Origin of the sequence: Agromyces ramosus, from assembly GCF_030817175.1 — a bacterium.
Taxonomy (GTDB): domain Bacteria; phylum Actinomycetota; class Actinomycetes; order Actinomycetales; family Microbacteriaceae; genus Agromyces; species Agromyces ramosus_A.
This window is the reverse complement of the sequence record NZ_JAUSYY010000001.1, coordinates 693,954-718,206: the sequence shown is the minus strand read 5'-3', so window position 1 is coordinate 718,206 and position 24,253 is coordinate 693,954. Positions and strand designations below refer to the sequence as shown.

The window sequence follows — 24,253 nt, the reverse complement described above, 5'->3', positions numbered from 1 at the left end:
AGATGACCGGGGCAATCCCCCGTTCATGGGGGTATTCAACCGATCACCGGCCCGGCGCCCCGGGCGGGACGTCGTTCGCGCGCCGTGATCGGGGCTACTCGACCCAGGGCACGCCGCGTACGGGGTAATAGGTCACGCCGAGCGCGTCGAGGTGGGTGCCGAGCCAGGCGACGCGCGTGAAGAACGACTCACGGTCCCGGGGGCTGCGGGGCGACCACGCGACCTCGGCGATCGCCGCGATGCGCGGGAACAGCATGAACTCGACCTCCGAGAGCGATCCGATGGTCTCGGTCCAGATCGGCGCCTCGATGCCGAGGATGTCGGCTTCGGCGAGGCCCGGCACGATCGTGGTCGGCTCCCACGCGTAGGCCTCGTCGAGCGTCGTCGGGCCCTTCGCCCAGTCGAGGCCGAGCCGTCCGCCGAGCGGACCCTGGGGGTCGTCCACGTACTTCATGTCGAGGTACGCGACGTCGGCGGGCGAGAGGATGACGGCCCCGCCCTGCTCGACGAACGACCGGGTCAGCGAGGCGGCGTCGTCCTCGGGCTCGACGAAGCTCCAGTACTGGCCGATCGTGCCGGGCGGCAGTTGCGCCGAGGCGCCCATCTCATGCCAGCCGATCACGGTCTTGCCGGTCGCCGCGCCCGCGTGCGTGATGCGGCGCACGAGGTCGAGGTAGTCGTCGCGCGAGGTCGCGAGCGACTCGTCGCCGCCGAGGTGCAGCCACGGCCCGGGCGTCATCTCGGCGAGCTCCCGCGTGACGTCGGTGAGGAACCGGTCGGTGGCCTCGGCGCGCTCGGGCGAGGCGCACAGCGAGGAGAACCCCACCTCGGTGCCCTCGTACGGCGCGGGGGCGACGCCGTCGCAGTTCAGCTCGGGGTAGGCGCTGAGCGCGGCGTTGGTGTGCCCGGGCAGGTCGATCTCGGGCACGACGGTGATGAACCGCTCGGCGGCGTACTCGACGATGCGGCGATAGTCGGCCTTCGTGTAGAAGCCGCCGCCGTCGCCGCCCGCCGAGGTCGCGGCACCGGTTCCGGTGAGCTCGGGCCACGAGTCGATCTCGATGCGCCAGCCCTGGTCGTCGGTGAGGTGCAGGTGCAGCACGTTGAGCTTCAGCAGTGCGATGGCGTCGATGAACGAGAGCACGTCCTCGACGGGGAAGAAGTGGCGGGCGACGTCGAGCATCGAGCCGCGGTAGGCGAAGCGGGGGGCGTCGGCGACGGATGCCGCGGGCACGGCCCATCCGAGGGCGGGCGGGCTCGAGGCATCCGCTCGCTCGATGTCGGCGGGGAGCAGTTGCCGCAGCGATTGCGTGCCCCGGAAGAGCCCGGCCGCCGTGTCGGCGCCGATGCGCACGCCGAGTTCGCCCGACTCGAGCGTGTAGCCCTCGGGTTCCGCCCCGGGTGCCTCGCGCTCGGCGACGACGAGTTCGATGTCGGATGCCGCGGCCTCGCCGTCGACGACGGGCAAGGCGAACCCGGTTGCGGCGCGCGCGGGCGCGGCGAACGTCTCGGCGACGGCCGCCGCACCGTCGCCCGTCGCGACGAGGCGGGACTCCGCGGAGAGCACGAACGCCGGTGCGTCGTCGAGCGTGAACTGCGCGGGCGCGGGGATGATGCCGGTCACGGCGGCTCCGTTCTGGTCGGGCGACGTGCACGCGCTCGCCGCGGCCGCAACGACCGCGGCCGTCGCGATCAGGGCGACGGCGCGGCGAAGCCGGGCGGTGCGTCGGTGCATGCGTCCTCGTATGGTCGTTGGAGCGCGAAGGCAGGACTCCTGACGAACACGGTTCCGCACCATCCTGCCATGCGCGCCCGCTGCGTTACAGGGGGAGTCGCCCCCAACCTGCCGCACGGGGCATCCGTTGCTATGCTTGCGAGCGTCGCGACTGGCGTTCAGATGGTCACCATCGGGGAGCGACTGGCACGGACCGACCGCTCGCCTGGGCCGGTACGGATACCTCTGCGCGGTCGCGCGAGGCAGCACCCCACGTAGGTCCGTATGTCATGAAGGAGCCAGTCTTGGCCGAGTCCGTTTTCAACGCGCCCCTCTCCGAGGTCGATCCCGAGATCGCTGAAGTTCTCGAGCTCGAACTCGGTCGCCAGCGCGACTATCTCGAGATGATCGCGAGCGAGAACTTCGTTCCCGTCTCGGTGCTGCAGTCCCAGGGTTCCGTGCTCACCAACAAGTACGCCGAGGGCTACCCCGGCCGCCGCTACTACGGCGGCTGCGAGTACGTCGACGTCGCCGAGTCGCTCGCGATCGAGCGGGCGAAGTCGCTCTTCGGCGCCGCGTACGCGAACGTGCAGCCGCACTCGGGCGCCACCGCCAATGCCGCGGTGCTCTCTGCGATCGCCACGCCGGGCGACACGATCCTCGGCCTCGAGCTCGCGCACGGCGGCCACCTCACGCACGGCATGAAGCTCAACTTCTCGGGCAAGCTCTACAACGCCGTCTCCTACGGCGTCGACCCCGAGACGTTCCTCGTCGACATGAACGTCGTGCGCGACAAGGCCCTCGAGCACAAGCCGCAGGTCATCATCGCCGGCTGGTCGGCCTACCCGCGCCACCTCGACTTCGCCGCGTTCCGCGCGATCGCCGACGAGGTCGGCGCGAAGCTCTGGGTCGACATGGCGCACTTCGCCGGCCTCGTGGCCGCGGGCCTGCACCCGAACCCCGTGCCGCACGCCGACGTGGTCTCCTCGACGGTGCACAAGACGATCGGCGGCCCCCGCTCGGGCTTCATCGTCTCGCGCGACATGGAGCTCGCCAAGAAGCTCAACTCCAACGTGTTCCCCGGCCAGCAGGGCGGCCCGCTCATGCACGTCATCGCGGCGAAGGCCACGGCGTTCAAGATCGCGGCATCCGAGGAGTTCAAGAACCGCCAGGAGCGCACGATCCGCGGCGCCCAGATCCTCGCCGCGCGCCTGACAGCCGACGACTCGCGCGCCGCGGGCATCGACGTGCTCACCGGCGGCACCGACGTGCACCTCGTGCTCGCCGACCTGCGCAACTCGAAGATCGACGGCCAGCAGGCCGAAGACCTCCTGCACGACGCGCTCATCACGGTGAACCGCAACGCGGTCCCGTTCGACCCGCGCCCGCCGATGGTCACCTCCGGCCTGCGCATCGGCACGCCCGCGCTCGCGACCCGCGGGTTCGGCGACGCCGAGTTCACCGAGGTCGCCGACCTCATCGCGCTCGCGCTGCAGGGCGAAGCGGATGTCGCGACGCTCCGCTCCCGCGTCGAGGCCCTCACGGCGGCATTCCCGCTGTACCCGGGCCTCCAGCAGTAGCTCGCCGGGCGGCGTGCACGTCGCCCGCCTGTTGCGCGATTCGGGGATCCGCGTCGACACGCCGTCACCGGCCATCCACGTGCGGAGTGTCCCTGAAGATCCCCGAATCGCGATACACCGAGTAGGGAAGAGAGAACCATGACCGCGATCACTCTCGACGGCGTCGCGACCGCGTCGGCCGTCAAGTCCGAGCTGGCGTCGCGCATCCAGCTGCTGAAGGCGCACGGCGTGGTGCCGGGTCTCGGCACCCTGCTCGTGGGCGACGACCCCGCGTCGCGCTCCTACGTCGCGGGCAAGCACCGCGACTGCGCCGAGGTGGGCATCGAGTCGATCCGCGTCGACCTGCCCGCGTCGGCGACGACGGCCGACGTACGCGCCGCGATCCGCGACCTCAACGCGGCATCCGAGGTCACCGGCTACATCGTGCAGCTGCCGCTGCCCGCGGGCCACGACGAGAACGCGATGCTCGAGCTCATCGACCCCGACAAGGACGCCGACGGCCTGCACCCCACGAACCTCGGCCGGCTCGTGCTCGGCATCGAGGGCGAGCTGCACTCCCCGCTGCCGTGCACGCCCGCGGGCATCGTCGAGATGCTGCGGCGCTACGACGTGCCGATCCGCGGGCAGCACGTGACCGTCATCGGCCGCGGACTCACCGTGGGCCGTCCGCTCGGGCTGCTCTTCACCCGCAAGGGCCTCGACGCCACGGTCACGCTCACGCACTCGCGCACGCAGGACCTCGCGGCCGAGGTGCGCCGGGCCGACATCGTCGTCGCGGCGGTCGGCGTGCCGCACCTCGTGAAGCCCGACTGGGTGAAGCCCGGTGCGGCGGTGCTCGACGTCGGCATCACGCGCGTGCAAGACGAGGACACCGGCAAGGGCACGCTCACGGGCGACGTCGACCCGGGTGTCGCCGAGGTCGCCGGGCATCTTTCGCCGAACCCCGGTGGTGTGGGCCCGATGACTCGCGCGATGCTGCTCGCGAACGTCGTGAAGGCGGCCGAGCAGCGACTCCACCGCTGAGTACGTCGCCATCGGACGACTTGGATTGAACGGATGCCGCAAGCTCAGGGCCTGCGGCATCCGCAATTGTCACATGTAGCGATTCACCGCTTCGCGAATCTCGCCGGCGAACTGATAGATCTCGTCGGAGCCGCCGATAGGGTGCCGAGTCTCAGACTTGTCCGCGCCCATGAGTCCGAGGTACTTCTGCTTCCTCGAGTTGAAGTGAAGACGTGCGATGGGCTTTCGATTGTTGTCATCGAGAAGGATCGCGAAGTACGACTTGGAGTCCCGCTGGGTGACACGTTGGGGCTTGACCTCGCTGCAGGCGATCGCCTTGACGATCTGGTAGGCCTCCAACTCTTCAAGTGTCGTCTCGATCTCGGTGTCGCGATCGAGGTCTTCTTCTGCGACATCTTTGCTTGTCACAGCCGCCTCATCGTCCTCGCTGTAGCCGCCGCCCCGAAGTGCGGCCTTGAGCCGATCATTGACTTGGTCGTTGAGGAACTGGGCGGAAGCCTTCGTCACGAGGGGAGTGAACTGCTCGCGGACTTTCTGAGTGATGGCACCGTCGTAGACCTTGCCAATGAAGAACCGCGTCCAATCGTCGTTCGGAGTACGGAACTGTTCAGCGATCGTGCGCTTGAGTTGCCCGATGTACTTCAGTTCACCTGCGGCACTGATGATGGAGTCCAGATCGAAGGCAGCCTTGGTCAGCTTCTTGATCTCATCGATGAGGGTCTCATCGATATCGAGCAGATCGAGAACAAGGAAGGGCTTCTCGTCCATGCGGTTCGGCGCGTCGAGGTCTGTGAAGAAGTGGTAAACCTGACCGTTCGTGAGAACGGCGACGCGCGCGTTGGTCACGGCGAAGTAGCGGAAGAGTTGCGATGCGTGCTCGACCTTGAGCGGTGCGGTCGAGCTCTTGCACTCGATCAGCATCTGCACTTCGCTGTCCCGCATGATGGCGTAATCGATCTTTTCGCCACGCTTGATGCCGACATCAGCTGTGAACTCGGGAACCACTTCCAGGGGATCGAATACGTCGTACCCCAGCACCGTGGAGATAAATGGCATGACGAATGCGTTCTTCGTCGCCTCCTCAGTGAGGATGCCATCGCGCTGATTGCGCACCTTTTGCGCTAGGGCTGTCAGGGAGTCCGCAAAGTCCATTCTTTGCCTTTCAGTTTGGGTCCAACTCGTGACTCTACAGAGGAGCATGGTGGTTAGCGGGGAACGCAACGTGCCCCTCTGCCCCTTCTTCGGGGGTCAGGGGTTCCGGATGGTAGCGGAGCCGCTCAGGCGCGCTGCATCGGCTGTCGACCTGACGGTCGCCGTTCGTTCACCGAACGCTCACCGAGCGGCCGCACGCCGCGCGTAGCTTCGCGCCATGGCCCACGTCGAGCTCGCCGAAGACCCTGTCGCCGCACCGCCCGTGCGTCGCGCCGTCGCCGGGCGAACGGATGCCCCGACCGCGCGGGCCACGGCGATCATCCCGGCCCGGGGCGGGTCGCAGGGGCTGCGCGGCAAGAACGTCGCGCACGTGGGAGGCGTGCCGCTCGTCGAGCGGGCGGTTCGCGCGGCGCTCGCCGCGGCGCGCATCGGGCGGGTCGTCGTCACCACCGACGACGAGGCGATCGCGGGTGCGGCGCGCGCCGCCGGCGCCGAGATCGTCGTTCGCCCCGCCGAGCTGGCGACGAGCACGGCCACGAGCGAGTCGGCCGTGCTGCACGCGCTCGAGACGATCGGCGAACTCGGGACGCCGTCGAGCGGTGCGGGGGCACCGCTCGACGAGCTGTCCGAGATCGATGCGTCGAGCGCCATCACGGTGTTCATCCAGGCCACCTCGCCCTTCATCGATCCGGCGGACCTCGACACGGCGATCGCCACGGTGGCCGGCGGTGAGCGGGACGTCGTGTTCTCGGCGACGCCGACGCACGTCTTCCTCTGGCGCGACGATGTCGGCGAGGGCAGCGCTGTCGGCGTGAACCACGACGCGGCGCATCGGCCACGTCGACAGGACCGGGAGCCCGAGTACGCCGAGACCGGCGCGTTCTACGTCATGCGCACGGCCGGTTTCGTCGAGGCCAGGCACCGATTCTTCGGCCGGGTCGGCGTCCAGCGGGTGCGCACCGGTTACGCCATCGAGATCGACGATGCCGACGACCTCGCGCACGCCAACGCACTCGCGCGTGAGATCGACGCCGCGCCGCGACATCCGTCGCCGCTCATCGACGTCGACGCGGTCGTGACCGATTTCGACGGGGTGCACACCGACGACACCGTCATGGTCGACCAGCTCGGACGCGAGTCGGTGCGGGTGAGCCGCAGCGACGGCCACGGCGTCGCGCGGCTGCGGGCGGCCGGCATCCCGATGCTGATCCTCTCGGCCGAGGAGAACCCCGTCGTCGGACGCCGAGCCGAGAAGCTCGGCGTCGAGTGCGCGCAGGGCGTGGCGGAGAAGGGCGCGGTGCTCCGAGGGTGGGCGGCGGCACGGGGCATCCGCCTCGATCGCATCGCGTACCTCGGCAACGACCACGGCGACCTGCCGGCGCTCGCGGAGGTCGGCTGGCCGACCGCGGTCGCCGATGCCGTTCCCGCCGTGCTCGACGCCGCGCGGCACGTGCTCGAGCGGCCCGGCGGTCATGGCGCCGTGCGGGAGCTCGCCGATCTCGTGCTCGCGGCGCGCGCCGCCGCCGCCACGGCGACCGCCGAGGCCGACCTGATATCTCCCGAGACCGCCCGCGACCCCACAGGAGCACGCACATGACGTCAGTTCGCATCGGCCGATCGATGGTCGGAAACGAGTACCCGGTCTACGTCATCGGCGAGATCGGGCTGAACCACAACGGCGACGTCGGGGTCGCGAAGCGCCTCATCGACGTCGCCGTCGAGTCGGGTGCGCAGGCGGTGAAGTTCCAGAAGCGCACCCCCGAGATCGCGACCCCCGAGCACATGCGCGACGTCCCGCGTGAGACGCCCTGGGGCACGATGAGCTACCTCGACTACCGTCGCCGGGTCGAGTTCGGCGAGGCCGAGTACCTCGAGATCGCCTCATACGCGATGCGTGCCGGCATCGACTGGTTCGCTTCGCCGTGGGATGTCCCGTCGGTCGAGTTCCTCGAGGCGCTCGACGTCGTGGCGCACAAGGTCGCGTCCGCGTCGGTCACCGACCTCGCCCTGCTCGACGCCATCGCGGCGACCGGCAAGCCCGTGATCCTCTCGACGGGCATGTCGACGCTCGACGAGATCGACCGCGCCGTCGAGACGCTCGGCACGGACCGGCTCGTGATCATGCACGCCACGTCGAGCTACCCGATGCCGCCCGAGGAGGCGAACCTGCGCACGATCGACACGTTGCGCGGGCGGTACCCCGGCGTGCCCATCGGGTACTCGGGCCATGAGCGCGGCCTGCAGATCTCGATCGCCGCCGTCAGCCTCGGCGCCGTCGCCGTCGAGCGCCACATCACGCTCGACCGCGCGATGTGGGGCTCCGACCAGGCCGCGTCGCTCGAACCGCAGGGGTTCGAGCACCTCGTGCGCGACATCCGCATCATCGGCGAGGCGATGGGCGACGGCGTGAAGCGCGTCTTCCCGGGTGAGGAGGCGCCGCGTGCGAAGCTGCGGCGGGTGCCCGCCCTGTGAGTCGACGGTTCCTCGTCGTCGCCGACACCGACTCGTACGTGAAGTGGGGTGCCGCGCTCGCCTCACGACTTCCCGGTGACTGGACGACCGAACTCGTGGTGCTCGCGAACCCCGCGATGCCGAGTGCGCGCCAGTTGCGTTCCGCGCTCGCGGGGTCGGCGTTCGCCCCGAACGACGCGCGCTCGCTCGAACTCGACGAGCTCGAACCCCACCTCGCGAACTCGCGTCCCGATGCCGTGCTCCTCTCGCTCCGCGGCCCGCTCGTGCGCGTCGTCGCGCCGATCGTCGGCCGCCGACCGCAGCGGCCGGTGCTCGTGAGCGGGTTCCCGGGGCTCACGATCCCGGCCGAGCCGAAGGCCATCGTGTACCGCGAGCAGGTCGACCTCATCGTGCTGCACAGCCACCGCGAGGTGCGCGAGTTCCGCGCGAACGCCGAGCAGCTCGGCGTGCCCGTGGAGTTCGGCCTGTCGACGCTGCCGTTCCTGCCGGATGCCCCGGCCCACGACCACGCCCAGGATCTCGCCGATCCGGCGACCGGCGGCGACCTCGTGTTCGCCGCGCAGGCCAAGGTCCCGACCGAGCGCGACCAACGGGTGCGGCTGCTCGGGTGGCTCGCGGATGCCGCATGCCGCCGCCCCTCACGGCGGGTCGTCGTGAAGGTGCGGGCGGGCCGCGGCGAGGCGCAGACGCATGCCGAGGAGTTCGACTTCGCCGAGCTGCTCGCCGACCCGGCGGTGCGCTCCGAGCTGGGCGGCACGTTGCCGGCGAACCTCGTCGTCGAGGACGGTCCCATGGCCGGGCACCTCCGCACGGCGGCGGCGATCGTGACGGTGAGCTCGACGGCCGTGCTCGAGGCGATCGCCGCGGGTGTGCCGGCGATCCTGATCGACGAGTTCGGCGTCACGCCGAAGCTCATCAACACCGTGTTCGAGGGCAGCGGCCTGTTCGGCGGCGCCGACGACGTCGCGGCGTGGGCGGCGCGGCATCCGGCCGACGACTGGCTCGGCGACAACTACTTCCACGGTCGCGAGCATGACGACTGGCTCGCGCAGCTCGACGAGCTCCTCGCGAGGCGAGCTGCGGTCCCGATCCCGCTGCCGACCCGTCGATACAACCTGCGCGGCGGGGCGCTTCGGCGGGCGTTCGAGCGCAAGCGCATGCTCGGCCATCACGACCGGTCGGCCGCCGGCACGCTCTCGATGGTGGTCGCGGTGCCGGCGCGGTGGGTGGTGCGGCGCGTGCGCCGGGCTCGGCGCTGGTTGATGCCGTCGACGGCGTCGGAGTTCGTCGAGGCCGCGTGAGCCTCGACACGCGGCCTGGCCGGGCAGGCTGGGGCCGGCGGCGTCAGTCGACCGGTGCGGTGTGCTCGACGACGTGCGCGAGGTAGTGCTCGGCGTTGCGCCGGATGCCGCTCCGCTCCGCCTCGGTGAGCTCGCGACGCACCTTGGCGGGGACTCCCGCGACGAGCGAACCCGGCGGCACGATGGTGCCCTCGAGCACGACCGCGCCGGCCGCGACGAGCGAGCCGGCGCCGATGACGGCACCGTTCAGCACCGTCGCGCTCATGCCGATGAGGCAGTCGTCTTCGACCGTGCAGCCGTGCAGCACTGCGCCGTGTCCGACTGAGACCCCGCGACCGATCGTCAGCGGGAAGCCCGCGTCGACGTGGCAGACCACGGTGTCCTGCAGGTTCGAGTCCTCGCCGAGCACGATGGGCTCGGCCTCCGCGCGCAGCACCGCGTTGTACCAGACGCTCGAGTGCGCGGCGAGGCGGACGTCGCCCACGATGACCGCACCGGCAGCAACGAACGCGCTCTCGTCGAGCGCGGGGGCCGGCACGCCGGCGATGGTGATGATGCGGGCCGAGGGATCTGCGGTCATGGCGCCAGCCTACGCGGGCGGCCGGTGCCCGGCCGCGCCGCGCCGGGAGCGCACCGCGCGCGCCACGAGCCGGTACAGCACACCCACCGCGAGCACGATGACGCCGGCCACGATCGACGAGAGCGGCAGGGTGACGACGAGCACGAGGCATCCGATCGCCCCGGCGATCGACAGCGCCCTGGGCACGCGCCGCTCGGATCGCGGCTGCGTGACGGCGGCGGCGTTCGCGATGAAGTAGTAGAGCAGCACGCCGAACGAGGAGAACCCGATCGCACCGCGCAGGTCGACCGACAGCACGAGGGCGATGACGGCGACGCCCACGGCGATCTCGGCGACGTAGGGCACGCTGAATCGCGGATGCACCGCGGCGAGCGGAGCCGGAAGCTCGCTGTCGCGCGCCATCGCCAGGCTCGTGCGGCCGATGCCCGCAAGCAGGGCGAGCAGCGCGCCGAGGGCCGCGACGCCGGCGGCGATGCGCACGACGGGTTCTGCCCATGGCCACCCGGCGCTCGCCACGACCTCGGCGAGCGGGGCGTCGGATGCCGCGAGCAGTCGTGGCCCGAGGGAGGCGAGTGTCGCGAGGCCGACGGCCGTGTAGACGACGATCACGACGAGCAGGGAGATGCCGATCGCCCGCGGAATGGTTCGCGCCGGTTCGCGGACCTCCTCGCCGAGCGTCGCGATTCGCGCGTACCCCGCGAACGCGAAGAAGAGGAGCGCCGCCGACTGCAGGATGCCGTACACGCCGCCACTGCCCACCGGTTGCAGCGCGTCGGGGAGGGTCGTCTCGCCCGCGGTCGCCGACACGGTGCCCGCCGCGACGACGATCGCGAGCACGACGAGCACCCCGGCGACGAGGACGGCGCCGACGCGCGCGGTGCGGGTCACGCCGAGGAGGTTCACGCCCACGAGCGCGACCACCGCGACGACGGCCACGGGCTTCTGCCACTCGGGCGGGACGAGGTACGCGGCCGCCGTGAGTGCCATCGCGGCGCAACTGGCGGTCTTGCCGATCACGAACGACCACCCCGCGAGGAAGCCGGGCCAGGGCCCGAGCCGCTCTCGTCCGTATCGATAGGCCCCACCGGAGTCGGGGTAGCGTGCGGCGAGCTGGGCCGACGAGCTCGCGTTCGCGAACGCGACGAATGCCGCGATCGCCAAGCCGATGAGGAGCCCGGCGCCGGCCGCCTGTGCAGCCGGGGCCCACACCGCGAAGACTCCCGCGCCGATCATCGCGGCGAGCCCGATCGCGACGGCATCGCCGAGTCCGAGGCGCCGGGCGAGACGATCGTGGGCGGGCTGGGCGGCGGCGGTCACGCTGGCACACTACGCCATGCGGACGACGCGTGGGATGTCGCCGCCGATCATAGGATCGGTGCATGACCACGCTCTCCCACCCCTCGGTCGACCGCGTCATCGATGCCCTCGCCGGGCACGGACTCGACCCCGAGATCGTCTGGTTCGACGATGCCGTGACGACGGCGCAACTCGCCGCCGACGCACTCGGCGTCGAGGTCGGCCAGATCGCCAACTCGCTCGTGTTCACGATCGACGACGAGCCGATCCTCGTGCTCACGTCGGGCGCCCACCGTGTCGACACCGCGTGGCTCGGCGAGCAGCTCGGGGGAGTCGTCCGCCGTGCGTCGAAGGAGACCGTGAAGGAGGCGACGGGCCAGGTCATCGGCGGCGTCGCACCGCTCGGACACCCTCGACCCGTGCGCACCGTCGTCGACGTCCAGCTCGCCGACTACCCGGTCGTGTGGGCGGCGGCGGGGCACGCGAAGACCGTCTTCCCGACCACCTTCGACGAGCTCGTGCGCATCACGGGCGGCACGCCCCGCGCCGTCGAGCCGTCCCGCGAGGCTTCGGCGTGACTTCGCCCGGCGTGGCCTGGCCGCGCCCCGCGGGCCCGCTCATCCTCCGACCGCCCACGAGCGACGACCTCGAGCAGGTGCTCACCTGGCGCAACACGCCCGAGGTCACCCGCTGGCTGCTGCGTACGACGGTCGACCCCGAGGCATTCCGCACCGCATGGCTCGACAGCGTCGCGGACCCCGACCAGCACGCAGCGGTGGCCGTGCTCGACGGGGTCGTCATCGGAACCGGCTCCCTCGACGTGCGCGACGGCATGGGGCAGTTCCAGGGCGATGCCTGGCGCAGGGCTGAAGGGCTCCTCGGCTACCTCATCGACCCCGCCCACGCCGGAAACGGGTACGCGACCGATATCGCCGGGGCCCTGCTCGACCTCGCCTTCACGGATCTCGGTCTTCACCGGGTCACGGCCGGTTGCTTCGCCGACAACGCCGCCTCGTGGCGGGTCATGGAGAAGCTGGGCATGCGACGTGAGCAGCACGGTGTGCGCGATTCATGGCACGCCGAGCTCGGTTGGGTCGACGGCTACACCTACGGCATCCTCGCCGAGGAGTGGCGCGCGCGCCGCTGACCCATCGCCACACGGCCATGAGGGCCAGGTCCCGCCGTTCTGCCTCCGACTCCGCCACTGATGCTGTTTTGGCATCAGTGGCGGAGTCTGCAGGACCCGAAGTCGCTCGGAGCCATGTCAGTGCCATCTGCGAGGCTCCGGCAATGGAGCGGACGACATGAGTGCCGAACAGGTAGACACTGGCGGGCTCGATGCAGGCCATGGCGCCGAGATCGATGTGCCGGGAATCGTCATGCGCGTGCGGCGCGCATGTGACCTGAGCCAGCGGGATCTCGGCAGCGCATTGGGCCTCGCCCAATCGCAGGTCGCTCGCATCGAGTCGTCACAACGTCGCGTCGATCTTCCGCTGTTGGTTCGGATCCTGGCGCTCGCCGGAATGCGCATCGCCGTCCTCGATCGGCACGGAGCGGAGGTGATCCCCGTCCCGAAGGATGTGCTCCGCGATCACGCCGATCGCCGCATGCCGACGCATCTCGACGTGCGCGAACCGTCTGACCCGCCGACGTCGGTGCTGCTCAAACCTCACACTGGTCGCCCCAGTCCGCGCGGCTGGTACCACCATCGAGCCGCACGAGACCGCCAGAGACACGCGGGAGGGCCCGACCGCGTCCAGGATCAGCCGACCGTGAGTGAGCTCGCCGAGCGTGAGCGCGCGCGCCGCGCCGAACGTCTCCGACACGCGCGACACGTGGCCGTGACGCTGCTCGACGTCGAGTGCTCCTGCCTCAGCGCGTGCTGGGACGGCCGCGGCTGCATCGACGACTGCGCGTGCCGATGCGACCCCTGACCGCTGGCGCCCGCTAGGCGTCGCGGCGGGCGCCCTGGCTCGGGCGCGCGGTGAAGATCGCGGGTTCGCGGTGGCCGCGCTCTGCGAAGGCGGCGAGCACCTCGCGGGTCACGATCGGCACGAGCGCGTCGATCACGAGCGCGATGGCCGAGCCGCCGAACCCGCCGCCCGTCATGCGCGCGCCGATCGCGCCGTTCGCCTGTGCCGTCGCGACCGCGAGGTCGAGCTCGGGCACCGAGATCTCGAAGTCGTCGCGCATCGACACGTGCGAGGCGTCGAGGAAGGGCCCGATCGCCCCGGGACCGTGCTCGCGCAGCGTGCGCACGGTGTCGAGCACGCGCTGGTCCTCGGTGACGACGTGGCGCACCCGCCGGAACGTCTCGTCGTCGAGCAGCGCCGCGGCCCGCTCGAGGTCGTCGAGGTGCAGGTCGCGCAACGAGTCGATGCCGAGCGCCCGCGCGCCGGCCTCGCACGAAGCGCGCCGAGCGGCATAGCCGCCCGAGGCGTGCGCGTGCTCGACCTTCGTGTCGATGACGACGAGGGAGAGCCCGTCGGCGGCGAAGCCGAGCGGGATGACCTCGGCGTCGAGGCTCCGGCAGTCGAGGAAGACGCCGGCATCTGCTTCGCCGAGGAGCGAGGCGGACTGGTCCATGATGCCCGTCGGCGCGCCGACGACGCGGTTCTCGGCCAGCTGGCCGACCTTCGCGAGCGTGGGGCGGTCGAAGCCGAGCCCCCAGTGCTCGTCGAGGGCGAGCGCGACCGAGCACTCGATCGCCGCCGACGACGACAGCCCGGCGCCGATCGGCACGGTGCTCACGATGTAGAGGTCGACACCGCGCACGTGCTCGAGGTCGGCGCCGAGCTCGCCGAGCGCCCAGGCGACCCCGAGCGGATAGGCGGACCAGCCGTCGAGGGCGTCGGGCGAGAGCTCGTCGAGATGGATCTCGACGGGCTCGGGGGCGAAGCTCGAAGCGACGCGGATGACGCGGTCATCACGGTCGCCGAGGGCGACCGCGGTGCGGTGGTCGATCGCGAACGGGAACACGAACCCGTCGTTGTAGTCGGTGTGCTCGCCGATGAGGTTGACCCGGCCGGGAGCCGACCATGCGCCGATCGGGCGGCGTCCGAACCAATCGGCGAACCCCCGCATCGCGTCGTCGACCTCGCTCATGCCTCGACCTCCCCGATGGCCCGGCGCAGCGCCTCGGCCGCGACCTCGGGCGTGACATCCCCGATCCATGCTCCCATCGCGGCCTCCGAGCCGGCGAGGTACTTCAGCTTGTCGGCGGCCCGGCGCGGGCTCGTGAGCTGGAGCATGAGCCGCACGTCATCGCGTCCCTCGTGCACGGGCGCCTGGTGCCAGGCGGCGATGTACGGCGTCGGCGTGTCGTAGAGCCGATCGATTCCGCGCAACAGTTGCAGGTAGAGCGAGGCGAGCTCCTCGCGCTCCTCGAGGGTCGTCTCCGCGAAGTCGGGCACGTGCCGGTGGGGGAGCACGTGCACCTCGATCGGCCATCGCGCCGCGAACGGCACGAACGCGGTCCAGTGCTCGCCCGAGAGCAGCACGCGCGGTCCGTTGCGCTCGCGGTCGAGCAGGTCGGCGAAGAGCGTCGGCCCATAGGCGTCGACCGAGGCGAGCAGCCGCTCGGTGCGCGGCGTCACGTAGGGATAGGCGTAGATCTGTCCGTGCGGGTGCGGCAGCGTCACGCCGATCTCGCGGCCGCGGTTCTCGAACGGGAACACCTCCTCGACACCGGGAAGCGCGGAGAGCGCTGCGGTGCGCTGCGCCCACGCCTCGATCACGGTGCGGGCACGCGACACGCTGAGGGTGCCGAACGAGCCCTCGTGCTCGGGGCTGAAGCAGACGACCTCGCACCGGCCGAGCGAGGGCAGCGTGCGCTCGAGGCCGACGCGGCGGAGCTCGGCGAGGGCGGTGGCTGGCGCAGAATCGGCCGCGGCGAGTTCGGGACCGAACGACGGCGAGCGGTTCTCGAAGACGGCGACGTCGTAGTTGCTCGGGATCTCCGACGGGTTGCCGGGCCGCTGCGGGGCGAGCGGGTCGAGGTCGGCGGGCGGGAGGACGACGCGGTTCTGCCTGGCGGCCGCGATCGAGATCCACTCACCCGTGAGGGGGTCCTGCCGCATGTGCGCGTTGGCGGGCCGCGGGTCGAGGGCGCGCTCGTCGATGCCGCGCTCGGGGGGCAGCGTCGTGTCGGCGTCGTCGAAGTAGATGAGCTCGCGCCCGTCGGCGAGGCGCGATGATCGCACCGCGATGCGCGGGTCGACGACGGGGGCGGATGCCGCAGCGGCGGCGTTCAGGTCGGACACCCCGCACACGATACGCGACTTGCGTTTCGCAAACAACTGCATTTCGTATTGCAAAGCGGCGTCGGATGCCGCACAATCCGGGTATGTCCGAGCCGCAACCCGCCGCCCAGCTCGACGCCCCCGCCCGCCGGAGCCTCGCCCTCGCGCTCGTCGCCGAGCGCGGCTTCGTGCGCGTCGCCGAGCTCAGCGCCGCATTCGGCGTCACGACCGTGACGGCCCGCGCCGACCTCGACGCGCTCGAGCGGCAGGGCGCGATCCGCCGGGTGCACGGCGGGGCGGTGCCGGCGTCGTCGTCGCTGGCCGCCGAGCGCCCCGAACGCGAACCGAGCTTCGAGGAGGCGCTCGAGGCATCCGTCGTCCCGAAGCGCCTGATCGGCGAGCACGCCGCGGCCCTCGTGCGCAGCGGCCAGAGCGTCATCCTCGACGTCGGCACCACGACCCTCCAGATCGCCCGGGCGCTGCGCGCCCGGGCCGACCTCGACGACCTCACGATCTTCACGAACGGCCTCTCGATCGCGCTCGAGCTCGAAGACGAGATCCCGCGCTTCACCGTCGTCGTCACGGGCGGCACCCTCCGTCCGAAGCAGCACTCGCTCGTGCACCCGCTCGCGGGCTCCATGCTCGACGAGGTGCACGTCGACCTCGCGTTCATCGGGTGCAACGGCGTCGACCCCGTGCACGGCGTCACGAACGCGAACCTCCCCGAAGCCGCCGTGAAGGCGCTCATGCTCCGCGCGGCGGCCCGCACGATCGTCGTCGCCGACGCCTCGAAGCTCGGCGAGGTCCATCTCGGACGCATCGCCCCGATCGACGCATTCGACGTGCTGGTGACGGATGCCTCGGCGCCGCACGCCCTCGTCGCCGAGCTCGAGCAGTCGGGGCTCACGGTGCTCGCCGCACGAGACCCTAGAGTGGATCCATGACCCTTCCCACGGGCGAGCAGTTCGCCCTCGAGACGTCGACCGCGAGCGGCGAGGTCCGCGCGACGGTCACCGCCGTCGCAGCCGGCATCCGCTCACTCAGCATCAACGGCATCGACCTCGTGCCGAGCTACGCCGAAGACCGCACGCCGCCCATGGGCGCGGGCATCGTGCTCGCCCCGTGGCCGAACCGCATCCGCGACGGCCGCTGGAGCCACGACGGCGTCGAGCACCAGCTCGCGATCACCGAGCCGGCGCGCACGAACGCCATCCACGGCCTCCTCCGCTACACCGAGTACAAGCCGATCGCCCGCGAACGCGACTCCGTCACCCTCGCCGCGACCATCTACCCGCAGCTCGGCTACCCGTTCCTGCTCGGCACCGCCGTGCACTACGAGCTCGTCGCCGACGGGCTCAAGGTGACGCACTTCGTCGAGAACCTCGGTGCCGAAGCGGCCCCCGTCGCGCTCGGCTCCCACCCGTACCTGAAGATCGGCGGCGTGCCCACGGCCGACCTCGTGCTCCGCCTCGACGCCGCGAGCCACATCGAGGTCGACGAGCGGCTGCTGCCCACCGGCGAGGTTCCCGTCGACGGCAGCGAGTGGGACTTCCGCGAGGGCCAGCGCGTCGGCGACCTCGAGCTCGACGACGCGTTCGGCGAGGTCGCGAGCGAAGGCGGCCAGGTGCTGCACTCGCTCACCGCGCCCGACGGCCGCAGCGTCTCGATCTGGGCCGACGACGAGTTCGAGTACGTGCAGGTGTTCACCACGCGCGAGTTCCCCGGCGAAGACGGCGATGTCGCGATCGCCGTCGAGCCGATGACGGCGCCGGCCGAGGCGTTCAACTCCGGTCGCGGGCTGAAGTGGCTCGACCCGGGCGAGGGATGGCAGCTGAGCTGGGGCATCCGCTTCGCCGGGTTCACCGCCGAATAGACGGCCAGACGACCAGGCAGCCACGCGGCGAGGGCGTCAGCGTGCCACGCACGCGCCCGAGTCGACCGGCTCGCTGAGGTCGGACGCGTCGGCCGCGAGCGGCGAGAGCGTGTCGACCGTCACGGCGAAGCCCACGTTCTCGGTCGACTCCGACTTCGCGAACACGACCCCGCCGACCGAGCCGTCGCCGGTGATCACCGGTCCGCCGGAGTTGCCGTGGTCGACGTCGGCGGCAAGGGTCATCACCTCGCGGGTCGACCGCACGCCGCCTTCGATGATGGTGAGCGGGCCGACCGACATGACGCGCGCCGGGCGCACCTCGAGCGGGCCGCCGAACGGGTAGCCGGCGACCGCCGCGTCAGCGCCGGCCGCGGCATCCGCGAGCGCCAGCGGCGGCGTCGCGAGCCCGGACACCGCGATGAGGGCCAGATCGTTCTCGGGGTCGAACGCGACGACGCGTCCCTCGACCGCGGGCTGGCCCGGGGCCTCGACGATCGGCGCATCGACCCCGGCCACGACGTGCGCGTTCGTGACGATGCGGTCGGGCGCGACGACGAAGCCGCTGCCCGAGAGATTGCTGCCGCACTCGAAGGCGTTGCCGGTGACGCGCACGACGGATGCCGCGGCACGGGCGAGCACGGCGTCGTCGAGCACGTTGCCCGGCAGTTGCGGGCTCTCGACGGGCGCATCGAGCACCTCGACGAGCCAGGGGATCGCCTCGCCGAGCGCGGCCGTGCGGATCTGGGCGAGCAGCGTTCGCGCGGGTGCGGGCGTGAGCTGGTCGAGGGCCTGCAGCACCCGTGAGCCGGTCACGGCCGGCGAGAGCACCGGCACGCCCATGGCGGAGACGCCCGAGGCGACGAGCGCCACCACGAACGCCGTGACGATCAGGTTGCCGATCGCGCCCAGGACGCGGTCGAGCACTCCGAGCTTCACGGCCCGGGCGCCGTGGCGCAGGGCCCGGCCCACGACCGCTCCGAGCCATGCGCCGAGCGAGAGCAGCACGAGCGCCACGAGGATCGCCGCGGGCGCGCGCCATTCCGGCGCAGGCATGACCCCTGCGATCCACGGCATCACGAAGAACGCGGCGATGCCGGCCGCGACGAGCCCCACGAGCCCTGCGGCGGTGCCGAGCAGGCCCGCGCGCCACCCGTTGACGATGGCGCCGATGAAGAGGAGCACGAGCAGCACGTCGAGCACCAGGCTCCAGCCCATGGTTGCTCCGTTCGTTCGGGTCGAGGTCGCGGGCTTCCAGCCTGCGGCATCCGACTTCGAGTCTCCTGAAGGCGCGCTCGCGAACGGTCCGGGGCGTCCGGGCACACGAATGGCCGCGTCGGCGAACGACGCGGCCATTCCGGAACTACATGGCGGGCATCAGCACCGTGTCGATGAGGTACACGGTGGCGTTCGCGGTGTGGACGCCACCGCAGATGACTGCGGCATCGTTCACCATGAGCGCGTCACCCGAGCCGGTGACCTCGACCGTGCCGCCCTGCACGGTCGTCAGGGTCCCGATGACCTCGTCGGGCGAGAGCTGGCCGGGCACCACGTGGTACGTGAGGATGCTCGAGAGCGTCGCCGTGTCGGTCTTCAGGGCTTCGATCGTCGCGGCGTCGATCTTCGCGAAGGCGTCGTCGACGGGGGCGAAGACGGTGAACTCGTCGCCGTTCAACGTGTCGACGAGGTCGACCTCGGGATTCAGCTGGCCCGAGACCGCCGCCACGAGGGTGGTCAGGAGCGGGTTGTTCGAAGCTGCGACGGCGACCGGGTCGGTCGACATGCCCACGACCGAGCCGGGGCCGTCGGGCACCGCCTCCGCGTAGGCGGCGCAGCCGGGGCCGACGAGGTCGGCTGCGGGATCCATCTGCGTGGCCTCCTCCGTGGGCTCGGCCTCCTGGGACATGGTGGGCTCCTCGGTCTCGGCGGCGCTGCCGCCCATGGCGCAGCCGGCGAGGCCGAGCACGGCGACGGCCGTGATCGAGAACGCGGCGAGGGCGGCGCGAGTGCTGTGTGACGTTGATCGCATCGGTGGACTCCTTCGTGGAAGGCCCTCGGAGCGGGGCCGATGCGAGGGGTTCGGCGCGGTGCGCCGATCGGATTGGACGGGGCGAGATCCGACGCGTTCCGTCTCTCCGGGGCATCCGACCAATCGGATCGGCGCGCCGCTGCGAACCACCGCTGACCCGAGAAAGCAGGACCCCGTGATCACCCTCGCCCTCATCGGCCTCCTCGGAGGCCTCATCACCGGCATCTCGCCGTGCATCCTGCCCGTGCTGCCCGTGATCTTCCTCTCGGGCGGCGCGCAGAGCGCGAGAGGGACGACGGATGCCCCGCAGGCGGGCCGTTGGCGCCCGTGCCTCGTGATCGCGGGACTCGTGGTGAGCTTCAGCGTGTTCACGCTGGTCGGCTCGCTCCTCCTCGCGGTCCTGGGGCTGCCGCAGGACGTGCTCCGCTGGGCGGGCATCGTCGTGCTCGTGCTCATCGGCGTCGGCCTCATCGTGCCGCGGTTCGAGGAGCTGCTCGAGAAGCCGTTCTCGTGGATCCCGCGCAAGAACGTCGGCACCGAGCAGGGCGGCTTCCCGCTCGGCCTCGCCCTCGGCGCCGTGTACGTGCCGTGCGCGGGGCCGGTGCTCGCCGCCATCACGGTCGCGGGATCGACCGGCCGCATCGGCGTCGAGACGGTCGTGCTCACCGTGTCGTTCGCGGTGGGTGCGGCGCTGCCGCTCCTCATCTTCGCGCTCGCCGGGCGCCGGGTCGCCGAGCGGGTCAAGACCTTCCGCAAGCACCAGAAGGCGATTCGCATCACCGGCGGCGTCGTGATGATCGCGCTCGCCGTCGGCCTCGTGTTCAACCTGCCGCAGCTCCTCCAGCGTCTCGTGCCCGACTACACGAGCGCGATCCAGCAGGACCTGGCCGATTCCGAGGAGATCACCCGCGCCCTCGACCTCGGCGGCCTCGTGAACGAGGAGAACGCCGAGCTCGACAACTGCACGAACGGGGCGGCCGAGCTGGAGTCCTGCGGCACCGCACCGTCGCTCAGGGGCATCCAGCAGTGGTTCAACACCGACGGCGGCGCCGCGGTCGACCTCGCCGAACTCCGGGGCGAGGTCGTGCTCGTCGACTTCTGGGCCTACTCGTGCATCAACTGCCAGCGCTCGGTGCCGCACGTCGTGGCGTGGGACGACGCCTACCGCGACGCCGGCCTGCGCGTCATCGGCATCCACTCGCCCGAGTACGCCTTCGAGAAGGAACCGCGCAACGTCGAGGCGGGCATCACGGCGTTCGGCATCGACCACCCGGTCGGCCTCGACAACTCGCTCGCGACCTGGACGAACTACCGCAACCGGTACTGGCCCGCGCACTACCTCATCGACGCCGAGGGCACCGTGCGGCACATCTCATTCGGCGAGGGCAACTACGCCGAGACCGAGCAGCTGATCCGCGAGCTGCTCGAGGACGCCGATCCGGGGGTCTCCCTGCCGCCGGTCACCGACCAGCTCGATGACACCCCCGACGCCGATTCAACGACACGCGAGAGCTTCCTCGGCACCACGAAGCAGGTGAATTTCGGCGGCGACGAGCCGTATCGGCGGGCCACGACCGGGTTCCAGTTCCCCGACGAGCTGCCGGGTGACGCCTTCGCCCTCGATGGCGACTGGGCACTCGACACCCAATCGGTCACCCCGGCCGACGGCCCCGCGCGCGTCCGCCTCGACTACACGGCGAGCGAAGTGCGCATGGTCCTCGGCGGCACCGGAACGGTCACCGTCGACGACGGGCGCGACGCGCGCGTCATCGCGGTCGCCGGGGTGCCGCGGTCGTACGAGCTCGTGAAGACGGATGCCGCGGCATCCGGAACCATCACCGTCACCGTGTCGACCGGCGTCGACGCCTACTCCTTCACGTTCGGATGACCCGTGTGCTCATACCCCAGTCTCACGCCACCGCAACCCGGGCGACGGGCGGCATCCGATCTGCCATGCTGGAATACGTGGCTGACGGCGGCGGTGAGGGCACGGCGCCCATTCCCGGTCCGACCGCCGAGGAGCTCCTCGCGCAGGTCGGCACCGGTGACCGGGCCGCATTCGGCGCCCTCTACGACGCGACCGCCGCTCGGGTCTTCGGTCTCGTGCGACGCCTCGTGGTCGACCCCGCGCAGGCCGAGGAGGTGACGCAAGACGTGTATCTCGAGATCTGGCAGACCGCCCCGCGCTTCGACCTGGCTCGCGGCAGTGCGCTCACCTGGATGTTCACCCTCGCCCATCGGCGGGCGGTCGACCGCATCCGCGCGTCGCAGGCCGCACGCGAACGAGACCTCCGCATCGGCGCACGCGACCTCGACGTGCCGGTCGACACCGTCGCCGAGGCCGTCGAGGTGCGGGTCGAGCACGAACGGGTGCAGGGCGCACTCGGCGAGCTCAGCGAGTTGCAGCGCGAGTGCGTCTCGCTCGCCTACTACGGCGGGCTGACCCAGCGCGAGATCTCCGACCGGCTCGAGGTGCCACTCGGCACCGTGAAGACACGCTTGCGCGACGGGATGATCCGATTGCGAACCGCATTGGGGGTGACGACATGACCGAACGCAACCAGCACGATGACGAGCGGGCCGGTCGCGACGACGGGCGCGAGGCTGAGCTCGATTCCCTCGAGGCGTTCCGCGGGCTGGCGGCAGCGTACGCCCTCGATGCCGTCGACGACGACGAGCGCGCCGCCTACGAGCGGGCCGTCGACGAGTCGCCCGAGCTGCGCGACGAGGCCGACCGCTACGCCGAGACGGCCGCCCTGCTCGCGGCGCTCGCCGAGCCGGTCGAACCCCCGCCGGCCATGAGGCATCGGCTGATGTCGCGGCTCGACGAACTCCCGCAGCAGTCGACGGATGCCCCGTCCTCCGCTCCGCCGGCGCCCGAGCCCGCACGGCAACCGGCACCCGGCCCCGCCGAGCACGCCGCCCAGCGGCGCTGGTTCCAGCGACCGGCCGCGATCCTGGCCGGAGCGGCGGCCGCCATCCTGCTCATCGCCGGGGCGATCGTCGGCGCCAACTGGCCGGGGCCCAACGGCTGGGGGGCGCAGCGTGAGATGGCGGCGATCGCCGCGGCGCCCGACGTGCAGACCACGACCCACGAGGTGCCCGACGGGGGTGAGGTCACCCTGTACTGGTCGGCCGACGAGGGCCGTTCGGCCGTGGTCGTCGAGGGGCTGCCCGATGTCGGCGACGACTCGACCTACGAGCTCTGGTACCTCGACGACTCCGGGGCGACCTCCGCGGGGACCTTCGACGTGCAGGGCGAGGAGACCTGGCGGGTGCTCGACGGGCGGTTCGCGCCGGGCGTCGCCGTCGGAGTGACGGTCGAGCCCGCCGGCGGTTCGCCACAACCCACCACCGAACCGATCGTGGTCATCGAGACGTAGTCGACCACCCACAACGCATGACGCGACGGGCCAGCGATTCCGTTAGGGTCTGAGTGCTCCGGGCGACCGGCCGGGCGCCACACACGACGAGGAGTGACGGATGCGCGTCGGCATGTTCCTGAACTACGCGGGCGGCTTCCGCGAGGCGGCCGACGAGGTCGCCGAGCTCGAAGCGGCGGGCGTCGACCTCATCGCCGTGCCCGAGGCGTACTCGTTCGACGCGGTGAGCCAGCTCGGCTTCCTCGCAGCGCGCACCTCGACGATCGCGCTCGCCTCCGGCATCCTGCAGCTCTACACACGCACCCCCACACTCACCGCGATGACGGCAGCAGGCCTCGACTACGTCTCCGACGGCCGGTTCGAGCTCGGCATCGGGGCATCCGGCCCGCAGGTCATCGAGGGCTTCCACGGCGTGCGCTACGACGCGCCGCTCGGCCGCACGCGCGAGATCGTCGACATCTGCCGCATGACCTGGCGACGCGAGCCGGTCGTGCACGAGGGCCGCCACTACAAGATCCCGCTGCCCGAGGGCGAGGGAACGGGGCTCGGCAAACCGCTGAAGCTCATCAACCACCCGGTGCGCGAGCGCATCCCCATCACGATCGCTTCACTGGGCCAGAAGTCGGTCGAGCAGACCGCCGAGATCGCCGACGGCTGGCTCCCGATGTTCTTCCACCCTGAGCGGGCGGCCGAGGTCTGGGGCGAGGCGCTCGCCGCCGGGCGGGCGCGCCGTTCGCCCGAGCTCGGCGAACTCGACGTCTTCGCGAGCCCCGCGCTCGCGATCACCGACCACCCCGAGCAGGTGCTGTCACTCGTGAAGCCCAACCTCGCGCTCTACATCGGCGGCATGGGTGCGCGGGGCAAGAACTTCTACAACGACCTCATCGCGAGCTACGGGTTCGCCGCCGAGGCGGCACGCATCCAGGACCTGTACCTCGCGGGGCGCAAGGACGAGGCGATCGCCGCCGTTCCCGACGAGCTCGTGCGCGCGGTGTCGCTCATCGGCCCCGCGTCGTATGTCGCCGAGCGGGTCGCGGCCTTCGCGGCGGCGGGTGTGACCACGCTCACGGTCACGCCGCTCGCGCGCTCCTCCGCCGAGCGGGTGGCGCTGATGTCCGGCTTCCGCGCCCTCGTCGGCTGAGCGGAGCGTCGCGGCATCCGTTCACCCGTACGTCGGGGTCGCCCTCGACCGGCGGTCCGACGGCGGCGCGCGGTGTCCCCAGTACGGGGGGACTTCTCTGGCGCGACCACGTTCGCAGGTCTAGCGTGAGAGGCACCCGTACGAGGTTGTGCGGGAAGGGGACAACTGGGGAGGAGCCGCTGTGGCGGGAACGTTCGAACAGGCCGCCCTGTAGCTCGAACGCCCGCCGGGCGGTGCCCGGCGCCGATGCGCCTCGTGCGTGGAGGCGCCGCGGCGTGCCCTCGCACCCGCATGCGCAGATGGACGGGAAACAGCCGGAACGGCCGTCGCGACGGTGGGCCCCGTCGGGCTCGAACCGACGACCCGCGGATTAAAAGTCCGCTGCTCTGCCAACTGAGCTAGAGGCCCGCTGAACCAGAATAGCCTGACCCCGCACGGCGTGGTCGCCTGCTTCGGCGTCGGCTCATCCAT

The 24,253-nt window shown here is 71.2% G+C and carries 22 protein-coding genes, 1 tRNA gene and 1 riboswitch; of the genes, 14 read left to right on the top strand and 9 right to left on the bottom strand.

Annotated features, from left to right (window positions below):
* Positions 1-94: 94 nt before the first annotated feature.
* Positions 95-1,735 (bottom strand): family 20 glycosylhydrolase, encoded by a 1,641-nt coding sequence (locus QFZ26_RS03475; protein WP_307039292.1) that lies wholly within the window; start codon positions 1,733-1,735, stop codon positions 95-97.
* A gap of 137 nt (positions 1,736-1,872) precedes the next feature.
* Positions 1,873-1,953, top strand: a riboswitch (ZMP/ZTP riboswitch).
* Positions 1,954-2,019: 66 nt separating this feature from the next.
* Here QFZ26_RS03475 and glyA point away from each other — a divergent pair.
* Together glyA and QFZ26_RS03465 are read left to right on the top strand one after the other, a co-directional pair.
* Entirely contained in the window at positions 2,020-3,294 is a 1,275-nt protein-coding gene (gene glyA / locus QFZ26_RS03470) for a serine hydroxymethyltransferase (protein WP_307039290.1), read from the top strand.
* 138 nt (positions 3,295-3,432) lie between these two features.
* Positions 3,433-4,317: a bifunctional methylenetetrahydrofolate dehydrogenase/methenyltetrahydrofolate cyclohydrolase gene (locus tag QFZ26_RS03465; protein ID WP_307039289.1), complete on the top strand. Its 885-nt coding sequence runs from the start codon at positions 3,433-3,435 to the stop codon at positions 4,315-4,317.
* A gap of 69 nt (positions 4,318-4,386) precedes the next feature.
* Here QFZ26_RS03465 and QFZ26_RS03460 read toward each other — a convergent pair whose 3' ends face one another.
* Positions 4,387-5,469, bottom strand: a complete 1,083-nt coding sequence (locus tag QFZ26_RS03460) for a type I restriction enzyme HsdR N-terminal domain-containing protein (protein WP_307039287.1) — start codon at positions 5,467-5,469, stop codon at positions 4,387-4,389.
* A gap of 217 nt (positions 5,470-5,686) precedes the next feature.
* On the opposite strand from QFZ26_RS03460, the gene QFZ26_RS03455 reads away from it, so the two are divergent.
* The 3 genes from QFZ26_RS03455 to QFZ26_RS03445 are packed head-to-tail and all read left to right on the top strand — an operon-like array spanning position 5,687 to position 9,242.
* Positions 5,687-7,066, top strand: a complete 1,380-nt coding sequence (locus QFZ26_RS03455; protein ID WP_307039285.1) for an acylneuraminate cytidylyltransferase — start codon at positions 5,687-5,689, stop codon at positions 7,064-7,066.
* On the top strand, positions 7,063-7,941 hold the full coding sequence (locus QFZ26_RS03450; protein WP_307039283.1) for an N-acetylneuraminate synthase family protein: 879 nt from the start codon (positions 7,063-7,065) through the stop codon (positions 7,939-7,941). The genes QFZ26_RS03455 and QFZ26_RS03450 overlap by 4 nt, the downstream gene beginning before the upstream one ends.
* The gene (locus tag QFZ26_RS03445; RefSeq protein WP_307039281.1) at positions 7,938-9,242 is read left to right on the top strand and encodes a DUF6716 putative glycosyltransferase; all 1,305 of its coding nucleotides are present in this window, start codon (positions 7,938-7,940) and stop codon (positions 9,240-9,242) included. Before QFZ26_RS03450 ends, QFZ26_RS03445 begins: the two co-directional genes overlap by 4 nt.
* Positions 9,243-9,285: 43 nt before the next feature.
* Here QFZ26_RS03445 and QFZ26_RS03440 read toward each other — a convergent pair whose 3' ends face one another.
* Both QFZ26_RS03440 and QFZ26_RS03435 read right to left on the bottom strand, forming a co-directional pair.
* Positions 9,286-9,822, bottom strand: coding sequence for a gamma carbonic anhydrase family protein (locus QFZ26_RS03440; RefSeq protein WP_307039279.1), 537 nt, complete (start codon positions 9,820-9,822; stop codon positions 9,286-9,288).
* A 9-nt stretch (positions 9,823-9,831) separates the two neighbouring features.
* Positions 9,832-11,139, bottom strand: a complete 1,308-nt coding sequence (locus QFZ26_RS03435; RefSeq protein WP_307039277.1) for an APC family permease — start codon at positions 11,137-11,139, stop codon at positions 9,832-9,834.
* A gap of 62 nt (positions 11,140-11,201) precedes the next feature.
* Here QFZ26_RS03435 and QFZ26_RS03430 point away from each other — a divergent pair, with 62 nt between their 5' ends.
* The 3 genes from QFZ26_RS03430 (at position 11,202) to QFZ26_RS03420 (ending at position 13,052) form a co-directional block, all read left to right on the top strand.
* A complete protein-coding gene (locus QFZ26_RS03430) occupies positions 11,202-11,696 on the top strand; it encodes a YbaK/EbsC family protein (protein ID WP_307039274.1) in 495 nt (164 codons plus the stop codon).
* Entirely contained in the window at positions 11,693-12,265 is a 573-nt protein-coding gene (locus tag QFZ26_RS03425; RefSeq protein ID WP_307039273.1) for a GNAT family N-acetyltransferase, read from the top strand. The genes QFZ26_RS03430 and QFZ26_RS03425 overlap by 4 nt, the downstream gene beginning before the upstream one ends.
* 157 nt (positions 12,266-12,422) lie before the next feature.
* On the top strand, positions 12,423-13,052 hold the full coding sequence (locus QFZ26_RS03420; protein ID WP_307039271.1) for a helix-turn-helix domain-containing protein: 630 nt from the start codon (positions 12,423-12,425) through the stop codon (positions 13,050-13,052).
* Positions 13,053-13,065: 13 nt separating this feature from the next.
* Here the strand turns inward: QFZ26_RS03420 and galK are convergent, their stop codons facing one another.
* Positions 13,066-14,223 (bottom strand): galactokinase, encoded by a 1,158-nt coding sequence (galK, locus tag QFZ26_RS03415; RefSeq protein WP_307039269.1) that lies wholly within the window; start codon positions 14,221-14,223, stop codon positions 13,066-13,068.
* Positions 14,220-15,371: a galactose-1-phosphate uridylyltransferase gene (gene galT, locus QFZ26_RS03410; RefSeq protein WP_307044907.1), complete on the bottom strand. Its 1,152-nt coding sequence runs from the start codon at positions 15,369-15,371 to the stop codon at positions 14,220-14,222. Before galT ends, galK begins: the two co-directional genes overlap by 4 nt.
* A 92-nt stretch (positions 15,372-15,463) precedes the next feature.
* On the opposite strand from galT, the gene QFZ26_RS03405 reads away from it, so the two are divergent.
* Together QFZ26_RS03405 and QFZ26_RS03400 are read left to right on the top strand one after the other, a co-directional pair.
* A complete protein-coding gene (locus tag QFZ26_RS03405; RefSeq protein ID WP_307039268.1) occupies positions 15,464-16,303 on the top strand; it encodes a DeoR/GlpR family DNA-binding transcription regulator in 840 nt (279 codons plus the stop codon).
* Entirely contained in the window at positions 16,300-17,232 is a 933-nt protein-coding gene (locus tag QFZ26_RS03400) for an aldose 1-epimerase family protein (protein ID WP_307039266.1), read from the top strand. Before QFZ26_RS03405 ends, QFZ26_RS03400 begins: the two co-directional genes overlap by 4 nt.
* A 36-nt stretch (positions 17,233-17,268) precedes the next feature.
* On the opposite strand, the gene QFZ26_RS03395 is transcribed toward QFZ26_RS03400, so the two are convergent.
* Together QFZ26_RS03395 and QFZ26_RS03390 are read right to left on the bottom strand one after the other, a co-directional pair.
* Positions 17,269-18,585, bottom strand: coding sequence for a MarP family serine protease (locus tag QFZ26_RS03395; RefSeq protein ID WP_307039264.1), 1,317 nt, complete (start codon positions 18,583-18,585; stop codon positions 17,269-17,271).
* Positions 18,586-18,592: 7 nt separating this feature from the next.
* Positions 18,593-19,258, bottom strand: a complete 666-nt coding sequence (locus tag QFZ26_RS03390) for a fasciclin domain-containing protein (RefSeq protein WP_307039262.1) — start codon at positions 19,256-19,258, stop codon at positions 18,593-18,595.
* Positions 19,259-19,433: 175 nt separating this feature from the next.
* Here QFZ26_RS03390 and QFZ26_RS03385 point away from each other — a divergent pair, with 175 nt between their 5' ends.
* The 4 genes from QFZ26_RS03385 (at position 19,434) to QFZ26_RS03370 (ending at position 23,782) form a co-directional block, all read left to right on the top strand.
* Complete coding sequence (locus tag QFZ26_RS03385; protein ID WP_307039260.1) at positions 19,434-21,146, top strand: cytochrome c biogenesis protein CcdA; 1,713 nt, start codon at positions 19,434-19,436, stop codon at positions 21,144-21,146.
* Between the two features lie 65 nt (positions 21,147-21,211).
* A complete protein-coding gene (gene sigK, locus QFZ26_RS03380; protein ID WP_307039258.1) occupies positions 21,212-21,808 on the top strand; it encodes an ECF RNA polymerase sigma factor SigK in 597 nt (198 codons plus the stop codon).
* Positions 21,805-22,641 (top strand): anti-sigma factor, encoded by an 837-nt coding sequence (locus QFZ26_RS03375; protein ID WP_307039256.1) that lies wholly within the window; start codon positions 21,805-21,807, stop codon positions 22,639-22,641. The genes sigK and QFZ26_RS03375 overlap by 4 nt, the downstream gene beginning before the upstream one ends.
* A gap of 100 nt (positions 22,642-22,741) precedes the next feature.
* Complete coding sequence (locus QFZ26_RS03370) at positions 22,742-23,782, top strand: LLM class F420-dependent oxidoreductase (RefSeq protein WP_307039254.1); 1,041 nt, start codon at positions 22,742-22,744, stop codon at positions 23,780-23,782.
* Between the two features lie 335 nt (positions 23,783-24,117).
* Here QFZ26_RS03370 and QFZ26_RS03365 read toward each other — a convergent pair.
* Positions 24,118-24,190 (bottom strand) — tRNA-Lys (locus QFZ26_RS03365).
* Positions 24,191-24,253 lie beyond the last annotated feature (63 nt).